The following is a 9298-nucleotide window of genomic DNA, read 5'->3' as shown; positions in this document are numbered from 1 at the left end:
CCGCCGCCCACGGGCGGTTGACCGCCATCCCCGTCGTCCCCACCTTCGAGGCCGGGGGCTACGGCACACATGGTGGAAAACGTCATCTTCGACGTCGATGGGACTCTCGTGGACTCGGTGGACGAGCACGCCGAGGCCTGGCGGCGCGCCTTCCTGCACTTCGGTCGGGACATTCCCTTCGCGCACGTGCGCAGCCAGATTGGCAAGGGGGCCGACCAGCTCGTCCCCGTCTTCTTCAACGACGAGGAGCTGGAGCGCTTCGGCAAGGACCTGGAGGAGTACCGCAGCCAGCTCTTCATGAACGAGTTCCTGCCCAAGGTGCGCGCCTTCCCTCGGGTGAAGGAGCTGTTCCAGCGGCTGCGCAAGGCGGGCATCCGCACCGCGCTCGCCTCCAGCGCCAAGGAGGACGAGCTGAAGCAGTACGTGAAGCTGTGCGGCATCGATGGCCTGTTCGAGACGAAGACGAGCAAGGACGAGGTGAACCAGAGCAAGCCCCACCCGGACATCTTCGACGCGGCGCTGGAGCGGCTGGGCCGCCCGGACGTGCGCACCACGGTGGTGGTGGGCGATACCCCGTACGACGCGCTCGCCGCCAACAAGCTGGGGCTGCCCACGGTGGGCGTGCTGGCCGGCGGCTTCCCTCCGGATGACCTGCGCTCCGCGGGCTGCCGCACCCTGGTGAAGGACCCGGCGGAGCTGCTCGCGCGCCTCGAGTCCTCGCCGCGCGCCTGGCCGTGGAACGAGGCCGGCGCCGTCCAGCCGTCGAAGGACGAGTAGCACGCGCCTCGCGCCCCATCCCTCCACGTACGAGGGATGGGTGCGGGACGTCACGGCGCGCTACTTGCGCGAGCTGCTCCGGCTGCCCTTGCGCGCGCTGCTCTTGCGGGCGCTGCTCTTGCGAGCGCCGCCACGCGAGGCGGTGCGGGAACGGTTGCTCGTGGAAGCGCGCTTCGCGCTGGCCCGGCGCCCCGCGGTGGCGCGCGAGGTGGACTTGCTGCCCGAGCGGGTGGAGCGCGTGGAACGCGTGGCCTTGCGGGCGCCCGTCTTCCGCTGCGCGGCGCGGGCCTTCCCGCCCTTGCTGCCCGCCTTCCGCGCGTTCTTGCGCGCGGTGGGGCGACGGCGCGCGGCCTTGGCCTTGCTGCCGGAGCCGCCCTTCATGCCGCCGCCGGTGAGCTTGTTGACGGTGGCCCAGGCGCGGGACTCCGCCTTCTCCTCGGAAACGCCCTTCTTCTCGTAGCCCTCCTCGATGTGCTGGGCCATGCGCTTCTGCTTCGCCGAGTACTTCGCCTTGCTTCCACGTGCCATGCGGTGCCTCCTGGCCAATGTCCGCGCCGGCGATGGCGCCAGCGTTACCTGCAAGGTGGGCAGCCCCCCGCCCGTACGGAAGTGGTCATCCGGCCCCATGTGTCCACCGGCCGACGCACTGACTCACGCGCACACTTGTCAGCGCGACGCGGGCCTTTCGCGCGCGGGCCGCGAAAATCCGCCCCGCAACTTCTCCGCGGAGGCCGGGTTCATGACGCCAGGGCCGGAAACACGCAGCACCCGAGACCTTGGAGGAGAACCCATGAACCGCATCCCTTCCCACCGCCGTCTGCTCACCGCCGCGCTCTGCCTCGCCCTGCCACTGGGGCTCACCGCCTGTGGCGAGGACGCCGCGAGCGAGGCGTCACTCCACGTCGGCGAGGCCGCCGCCTTCCTCGAGTCCTCCGAGGAGGGAGGCAGCATCGGCGCGGACGCGGTGGCGGACGCCGACACGTCCACGGTGCAGGCCATCGCCACGGAGGAGGTGGCCGGCGTGGAGCAGGAGCCGGTGGACGAGGGCAACCCGTGTAACTTCGGCGCCCGGCGGCAGGCGGTGCTGGAGAAGTACGACGACAACGGGGACGGCACGCTGGGCCGCGCGGAGCTGGCCGAGCTGCGCGCGGACCTGGGCGAGCGCCGCGACACCATCCGCCCGCGCCTGGCGCAGGTGGGCCGCCGCGCGCGGCATGGGGCCTTCTGGCGCGTGCGATGGGCCTTCGACGAGGACGGCAGAGGCACCCTGTCCACCGAGGAGCGCGCCGCGCTGGTGGACGCCATGGAGGCCCGCTGCGAGCGGCTGCGCTCGGAGCGGCTGGAGACGTACGACACCAACGGCGACGGCTCGCTGGACGAGGCGGAGCGCCAGACCGCGCGGCAGGCGGTGCGCGCGCGTTGGCAGGCGAAGCGCCAGGAGCTGCTGGCGGAGTACGACACCAATGGCAACGGCATCCTGGACAGCGGCGAGCGCCTCGCGCTGCGCGAGGACCGGGTGGCCGCCGCCCAGGAGCGCCGTGCGACGCTGCTGGCCACGTACGACACCAACGGTGACGGTGTGCTGAGCACCGAGGAGGCCCTGCCGCTGCGCGAGGAAATCCAGCGCCGCATCATCGAGGGGCGTGACGCCGAGGACTGACGTCCCGTCCCACCGGGCAGCGCGGGCCTCGCCCATGCGATTCCCCCGCTGCCCCGCTCCTGGCCCCCGGCTCGCCTTCCAGGCAGGCCAAGGGGTTCCCTTTCCGACAATGTCCTCCGCCACCTTCCCGACAGGGCCGCTGGCCTGCCTGCCCCGGCGTGCACACCTTGGAGGTCGATACGGAAAGAGAGGTCGCTTCTGGAACCCGCCCTCATCGAGCCGCCCCGGCGCCGAGCCGTGGACGACGGGCCGGCGGTGCTGGTGGTCAACACCCGCTCCCGCTCCGGCCGCGAGGCCTTCGACACCGCCCGGGCCACGCTCGCCGAGCGCGGGGTGCCGCTGGCGGAGTGCTACGCGCTGTCCCGCACCGAGCGCCTGCAGCACGTGCTGGACCGGATGGCCCAGCTGGGCGCGCGCCGCATCCTGCTGGGCGGCGGTGACGGCACGCTGAGCTGCGGGGTGGGGCAACTGCTCGGCCGTGACGTGACGCTGGGCGTGCTGCCGCTGGGCACGGGCAACGACTTCGCCCGCTCGCTGGGAATTCCTCCGGACATCGAGGCCGCGTGCGACGTCATCGCCCGCGGCTACACGGCGCGCGTGGACGTGGGGCTGGCCAACGGACGGCCGTTCCTCAACGCGGCCAGCCTGGGGCTGGCCACCGCCATCGCGAAGCGGCTGACCAAGCGCCTCAAGCAGCGCGCGGGGAAGCTGGCCTACCCGGTGGCCGCCGCCGCGGAGGTGAAGGACCTCCAGTCCTTCCGCGTGCGCCTCAAGGCGGATGACCAGGAGCTGGAGCTGGATGCGCTGCAGCTCGTGGTAGGCAACGGCCGCTACCACGGCGCGGGCAACATCGTCGCGCCGGACGCGCAGCTGGACGACCGGCGCCTCCATGTCTACGCCATCACCGCGCCCTCCGCGGCGAGCGGCCGCGAGGGCACCGGCCTGGGGCACCTGTGGGACCTGGCCACCCTGGCGCGCGTGGCGCTGTCGCTGCGCAGCGGTGACCACCAGGAGCACCCGGCGGTGACGTCACTGCGCGCCGCGCGCCTGTTCGTGGAGGCCGACCCCGTCCAGGAGGTGAACGCGGACGGGGAACTCATCGGCCACACGCCCATGCGCTTCGAGGTGGCTCCAGCGGCCCTGCGCGTCTACGCGCCCGCGCCCTCCTGAACCTGAACGGTGCTTCAGGTGATGCATCTGTCACATCGATTTGTCTCAACGGAGGAGGAGCGGCGTCCGCCCATACTGGAACCCGGCTCCCTCCGTGGACGCTGGGCGGAATTGACCTAGGCTCGCTGTCCATTCGTGGTGTCCCCCCACCACGAGGAGGACGAGCCCGTGCGCCAGCGTTCCCGACTCCCGCTCCTCATCGCCGCATGCCTGGGCCTGGCCGCCGTGCTGCTCCTCTGGTTCCGCATGCCCGCGCCGGGCAGCGCCCAGGCTTCGCGCCCGGCGTTGGTGGGCCCGGGAGCCACCGCCACCGTCACCCCGGCTGACACGCCGGAGCCCGCCCCCCGCACGCCCGCCCTGACCGAGGCCGTGACAGCGGAGGCCGGTGCCTTCGTGGTGCGCGTGGTGGCGGCGGGCGGACCGGTGCCGGGCGCGCGCGTGCGGGCCTGGCTGCGCATGGCGGACGACGGCACCGGCGCTCCGCCCTGGCGCCGCGCGGGCGAGGGCACCACCGCGCGGGACGGCACGCTGCGGCTGCCGGCGCCTCCGGGGGACTACCTCCTGTCCGCGCATGCCCCGGGCCACGGCCCCGCCCGGCGCGAGGCCACGCGCCCCGCGGGCCAGCCGGAGACGGCGGTGGAGCTGTCCCTCCCCACGGGCGTGTCGCTCCAGGGACGCACGGTGGCGAAGGGGCGCGAGGAGCCGGTACCGCTCGCGGAAGTCACGCTGCGGCCCTATCCCGGGACGGCCACCGCGTGGGCGGAGGCCATGGACCTGCCGGAGGAGTCCTCGGCGGTGACGAGCGACGCGGAGGGGCGCTTCACCCTCTCCGGGCTGGCGCCGGGCCGCTACGTGCTGACGGCGGAGGCGCCGGGCTTCAGCCGCCGCACGCTGCCCCAGCTCCTGGTCCCCCAGTCCGGAGAGCTGGTGGTGGAGCTATGGGGCGCGGGCACGCTGGAGGGCTTCGTCGTGGACGCGCGCGGCCAGCCCGCGGTGGGCGCGGAGGTGACGGCCACCGGCGGCACCGCTCCGGCGCGCACCACCACGGGCGAGGGCGGCGGCTTCGCGCTGGAGGTGCCGGCCGGCACCTGGGTGGTGTCCGCGCGGAGGGGCGAGTCGATGGGCCGCGTGCCCGCATCGGTGTCCGTGGCGCCGGGCGAGACGCTGCGCGGCCTCACCGTGACGCTGGGCGGCGCCAGCGGGCTGGAGGGCACCGTGTCGGCGGCGGAGGGCGCCCCGGTGCGCGGCGCGGTGCTGGTGGCCACCCCCTCGGGCGGCACGGGCGAGCTGGGCCGGGCCACCTCGACGGAAGGCGGCGACTGGCGCATGGACCTGCCCCCGGGCGACTACGACGTGGACGTGCGTGCCCCGGGCCTCACGGGTCTGCGAAAGGAGGGCGTGGGGGTGGCCCCGGGCCGGTACACCCCGCTTCACCTTCAGCTGGAGCCCGCGACGGCGGTGGTGGAGGGCACGGTGACGAGCGAGGAGGGCCAACCCCTCGCGGGCATCCCCGTGCGCGCGGAATCCCTGGCGGTGGGCGGCGTGGCGTCCACCACGCTCACCGATGGACAGGGGGCCTATCGTCTGGAGGGACTGGAGGCGGGACGGGCCCTCATCCGCGCTCGGCGCGAGGGCTCCGCGCGGTGGATGACCCGGTCGGAGACGCTGCGGCCCGCCACCACCACCCGGGTGGACTTCACGCTGCCGGAGTCGGGCCTCGTGTGGGGACAGGTGACGCGCGAGTCGGGCGCGGCCCCCACCCACCCCGTGCTGGTGCACGCCGTTCCCCGCGGGAGTGGGGGCGCGGGCACGACGGAGACGGACGCCCAGGGGCGCTACCAGCTGGAGATGTCCGCGGGCGTGTACCAGCTCATCGCGCTGTTGCACGAGACGCCCGGCATCTACTTCCACCTGGAGAACGACCCGGTGGTGACGGTCCCGGCCGGGAGCTCGGTGCAGCAGGACCTCGTCCTGAAGGAGGACCCGGCCCTCACCGGCACGGTGATGGAGCCCTCGGGCGCCCCCAGCCCCTTCGCCGTGGTGGCCGCCATCCAGGGCGGTGACTTCCCCATCACCCAACGCGTGCGCGCGGATGACTCGGGCCGCTTCATCCTGCCCCAGCGCCCGCGCGGCGCCCGGCCGCTGGAGCTGGTGGCGTACAACGGCGGGCGCCTGGGCCGGCTGTCCGGCGCCAGCGAGGACCAGTCCCCACACACCCTGCGCCTGCGCCCCGCGGCCACGCTGCGCGGTCGCGTGGTGGCCCGCAAGGGCGCGCCGCCGGACGGTTTCGTGCTGGAGCTGCGCGAGGCGGACGGCGCGGAGCTGCCCTGGGCGCCCCTGGGGCCCACCACGCGGCGGCTCGTCGGCGACACCTTCACCCTCACCGACGCGCCGGGGCAGGCGCTGCGCGTGCGGGTGAGCACCGACGACGGCCGCACGGGCGAGGCGCAGGTGACGCTCACGCCGGGCGGCTCCGGCGAGGTGGAGGTGCCGCTGACGGGCGGCGTGGCCTCCATCTCCGGCCGCGCGGTGTGGAGCCGCGGCGGCGGCCCCGCGCCGGGCGTGGCGGTGTTCCTGGACCGGCCCGTGTCCGCCCAACCGGACGCGCGGACGGGGCCGGACGGCCGCTTCCGCCTGGATGACGTGCGCCCCGGCTCGCACACCGTGCGGCTGATGCCGCCCGAGGGACGCGTGGAGACGCGCACCGTGAAGGTGGCGGAGGCCGAGGCCACGGACGTGGGGGACGTGACGGTGGCCCCGCGCCGCGCGACGCCGGGCACGCTGGGCGCGGGCTTCAGCGAGGACCGGGGCCACGTCACCTTCGCGTGGCTGACGCCGGACGGCCCCGCGGCGCGCGCGGGCGTCACCCCCGGAGACAGGCTGCTGGCGGTGGACGGGCTGGTGGTGCGCGACAGGACGGAAGCCGAGTCCCGCACACGCGGCGCGCCGGGCTCGCCGGTGCGCCTCCAGGTGCGCCGCGCGAGCGCCGAGCGCGAAGTGCTCGTCACCCGCGCGGAGTGAGGCGCGCTACACCTTCTCCAGCACCCGCGACAGCACCTGCGCGGTGAAGTTCACCAGCGGAATCACGCGCCGGTAGTCCATGCGCGTGGGGCCGATGACGCCCACCGTGCCCAGCACCTGCTCCTGGTTTCCGTAGGGGCTGGCGATGACGGTGACGTCGCCGGCCGCGGAGAAGTCGCTCTCCGCGCCGATGAAGATCTGCATCTCGTTGGCGCGCTGCACCCTGTCGAGCAGCGACAGCAGCTTGTGCTTCTCGTCCAGCGTCTTGAAGAGCGCGCGCATGCGCTCCACGTCCGCGAACTCCGGCGCCTCCAGGAACGAGCCCGTGCCCTGGATGAGGACGCGCTCGGTCGTGGGCAGGTCCGTGGCCGCCGCGCCCAGCTTCAGCGCCTTGGCCGTCAGCGCGTTGTAGAGCGCCTGCTCCTGGTCCATCTCCGAGCGGATGCGCTCACGCGCCTCCTCCAGCGGTACCTCGCGCAGCAGCTCCGACAGGTAGTTGCTGGCCTTGAGCAGCTCGTCCGAGGTGATGGGGAAGTCGACGGTAATCGCCTTGTTGTGCACCTGACCGCTCTGCCCCACGAGGATGGCGAGCACGCGGTCCTCGCGCAGCCGGACGAACTCGATGCGGTGGAAGAAGGACGCGTCCGGGCGCGGCGTGACGACGACACCGGCGTGCCGCGTCAGCGAGTGGAGGATGCGGCTGGCCTCGCCCAGCACGTCCTCCAGGTTGGTCTCCTGCACCAGCCCCGCGTGGATGAGCTCCCGGTCCTTGGGCGTCGGGTCCTTCAGCTTGACGAGGGTGTCCACGTAGAACCGATACCCCTGGTCCGTGGGCACCCGGCCCGCCGAGGTGTGCGGCTTCTCGAGGAAGCCCAGCTCCTCCAGGTCGGCGAGCACGTTGCGCATCGTCGCCGAGGACACATCGAACCCCGCCCTGCGGGTGAGCTGTTGACTGCCCACCGGCCCGCCCGTGGTGATGTACTCCTGCACCACCGCGCGGAGGACTTCCTTCTCTCGTTCTCCCAGCTCGTCGGACATCTCTGCGTCACGCTCCGGAGCCTTCAGCTCCAGGAGAAGTTTAAGAAAGCGGGCGCGGCCGTTCAATCCGCGTTCCCCCTGTCCTGACGTCCAGATGCCGGCCCTCTTCCTGGAGCCGGCATCCCTGGAAGGCAAGCAGGCGCCGCCGCGCCCGGGTGCGTGCCCTCCCGCACTGTACCTCCCAGGTGCTGCACCGACTGTGGGGTACGGGAATGCGCACATGGCCCGGCCCGCGCCGCGGCGCTACAAGCCGCGGCACCGTGTCCGCTTCGCCCGCTTCGTCCCTCACCGTCACCCCCTCCACTCCCGCCGTCCTGCCCACCAACGAGGCCGCTCCCGCCGGAGCGAGCCGGGCCGGGCTCATCACCAGCCTCTTCTCGCTGTACGTCATCTGGGGCTCCACCTACCTGGCCATCCGCTGGGGACTGCAGGGTGGACTGCCGCCCTTCCTGATGTCGGGCAGCCGCTTCATGCTGGCGGGCGGACTGCTGTTCGCGGCGCTGTGGCTGCGCGGCGCACCGGTACCCACCGCGCGGCAATGGGGCGCCAGCGCGCTGGTGGGCTTCCTGCTCCTGGGCGTGGGCAACGGCGGCATCGTCTTCGCGCAGCAGTGGGTGCCGTCCGGCGTGGCGTCGCTGGTGGTGGGCAGCCTGCCCATGTGGACGGCGCTCTTCGGCGGGCTCTTCGGCCAGTGGCCGGGGCGCATGGAGCGCTGGGGCCTGGCGATGGGCTTCGTCGGCATCGTCCTGCTCAACCTGGGGGGTGACCTGGGCGGCCGGTGGCTGCCCACGGTGGCGATGATGCTGTCGCCGGTGAGCTGGGCGTTCGGCTCCATCTGGAGCCGGCGGCTGCCCATGCCGCAGGGGCTGATGTCCGCCGCGGCGCAGATGCTGTGCGGCGGCGCGATGATGTTCACCTTCGGGATGCTGCTGGGCGAGCAGGTGCCCACGGTGATGCCCCCGGCGCGCGCGGTGGGCGCGTACTTCTACCTCGTCACCTTCGGCTCGCTGGTGGGCTACAGCGCCTATGGCTACCTGCTGCGCCACGCGCGGCCGTCGGTGGCCACCAGCTATGCGTACGTGAATCCGGTGGTGGCGGTGCTGCTGGGCGGCGTGCTGGCCGGGGAGATGATGAAGCCCATGACGTGGGTGGCCATGGGCGCCATCCTCGGCGCGGTGGTGCTGCTGACGCGCAAGAAGTGAGGCCGCGCTCCCGTCAGGGGAACACGGTGCAGTTCGGGGTGTTCCTCTTCACGTAGTGGTTGGTCTTGGTGCCGGTGACCTCGAGCGAGCTCCCGCAGAGGCAGTAGCCCGTGCCGACGACGTTGATGCGCTCGGGCTCGGCGTAGAACGTCACGTCGTAGTTCTGGACGCCGCACACGTAGCTCAGGACCGCCGCCTCGCTCTGACCGAGCTCGGGGGTCTCCTCGATGCCCACCTCGGCTCCGCCACAGCCCACCGCCAGTACCGCCACGGACAACAACCCTCCGATGATGCTCGCTCGCATGGGTGCTCCCTGGGTTCGAGTTGAAGCAACAGGGATGATACAGCAATTCATATAAAACTGGGTATTCCGGGGCATCGAGTCCATGTCCGGATGCGTCGGCGGGACCGCGCCATCGTGACGCCCGAC

The 9298-nt window shown here is 73.0% G+C and carries 8 protein-coding genes; 5 read left to right on the top strand and 3 right to left on the bottom strand.

The features are described from left to right. Positions 1–69 precede the first annotated feature (69 nt). Complete coding sequence (locus HG543_RS24510) at positions 70–777, top strand: HAD family hydrolase (RefSeq protein ID WP_169347267.1); 708 nt, start codon at positions 70–72, stop codon at positions 775–777. A gap of 60 nt (positions 778–837) precedes the next feature. On the opposite strand, the gene HG543_RS24505 is transcribed toward HG543_RS24510, so the two are convergent. After that, positions 838–1305 (bottom strand): transcriptional regulator, encoded by a 468-nt coding sequence (locus tag HG543_RS24505; RefSeq protein ID WP_169347266.1) that lies wholly within the window; start codon positions 1303–1305, stop codon positions 838–840. 262 nt (positions 1306–1567) lie between these two features. Here HG543_RS24505 and HG543_RS24500 point away from each other — a divergent pair, with 262 nt between their 5' ends. From HG543_RS24500 to HG543_RS24490, 3 genes are all read left to right on the top strand, one after another. Beyond that, on the top strand, positions 1568–2437 hold the full coding sequence (locus tag HG543_RS24500; protein ID WP_169347265.1) for an EF-hand domain-containing protein: 870 nt from the start codon (positions 1568–1570) through the stop codon (positions 2435–2437). Positions 2438–2692: 255 nt separating this feature from the next. Then, positions 2693–3607 (top strand): lipid kinase, encoded by a 915-nt coding sequence (locus HG543_RS24495; protein WP_169347270.1) that lies wholly within the window; start codon positions 2693–2695, stop codon positions 3605–3607. Positions 3608–3775: 168 nt separating this feature from the next. After that, a complete protein-coding gene (locus HG543_RS24490; protein ID WP_343073423.1) occupies positions 3776–6628 on the top strand; it encodes a carboxypeptidase regulatory-like domain-containing protein in 2853 nt (950 codons plus the stop codon). Positions 6629–6634: 6 nt separating this feature from the next. On the opposite strand, the gene hrcA is transcribed toward HG543_RS24490, so the two are convergent. After that, on the bottom strand, positions 6635–7666 hold the full coding sequence (hrcA, locus tag HG543_RS24485; protein ID WP_169347264.1) for a heat-inducible transcriptional repressor HrcA: 1032 nt from the start codon (positions 7664–7666) through the stop codon (positions 6635–6637). A 260-nt stretch (positions 7667–7926) separates the two neighbouring features. Here hrcA and yedA point away from each other — a divergent pair, with 260 nt between their 5' ends. Then, positions 7927–8868 carry a drug/metabolite exporter YedA gene (gene yedA / locus HG543_RS24480; protein ID WP_343073422.1) on the top strand — a complete coding sequence of 314 codons (942 nt, stop codon included), beginning with the start codon at positions 7927–7929 and terminating at the stop codon, positions 8866–8868. 13 nt (positions 8869–8881) lie between these two features. Here yedA and HG543_RS24475 read toward each other — a convergent pair whose 3' ends face one another. Next, on the bottom strand, positions 8882–9172 hold the full coding sequence (locus tag HG543_RS24475; protein WP_169347262.1) for a hypothetical protein: 291 nt from the start codon (positions 9170–9172) through the stop codon (positions 8882–8884). Positions 9173–9298 lie beyond the last annotated feature (126 nt).

The organism is Pyxidicoccus fallax (assembly GCF_012933655.1).
Taxonomy (GTDB): Bacteria; Myxococcota; Myxococcia; order Myxococcales; family Myxococcaceae; genus Myxococcus; species Myxococcus fallax.
Note: the sequence above shows the minus strand (reverse complement) of the source record. Positions and strands in the feature narration are given on the sequence as shown.